The 362-nt window shown below is 77.9% G+C and carries 1 pseudogene; it reads right to left on the bottom strand.

The features are described from left to right. Positions 1-362: pseudogene (locus G3I41_RS33810) on the bottom strand (hypothetical protein); the annotation flags it as partial.

Here is a 362-nt window from a genome sequence, read left to right as displayed (position 1 = left end):
GGCCCGGGCTCCCGAGCGCCGGGGCTATGAGCGCGTCGTAGTCGTCCACGAGCACCACCAGGCGGGGGAGCGGCGAGGGGCCGGGGTCCGCGGGGCGGCCCGCACCCGGGCGCAGGCGCAGGGTGCCGCTGAGGGGGGCCTCCACCTCGCCGCGCTGCTCGGGGATGGGCACGGCCGCGGGCCCGTCCTCGTGACGGCTGTGCCACTCGGCGAAATCGAGCTCGCCGAGCAGCTCGGCCCGCCGCTTCACCTCGCCGCCCAGCGCCTGGGCGAACTCCCGCATCCGGACCGGGTCCGAGGCCACCAGGTGCGTGAACGCGTGCGGCAGCTCCGTGCACGGACGCAGCGACTCGCCGCGCTCG

The sequence above is a fragment of the Streptomyces sp. SID9727 genome, from assembly GCF_010550605.1.
Lineage (GTDB): Bacteria > Actinomycetota > Actinomycetes > Streptomycetales > Streptomycetaceae > Streptomyces.
Note: the sequence above shows the minus strand (reverse complement) of the source record. Positions and strands in the feature narration are given on the sequence as shown.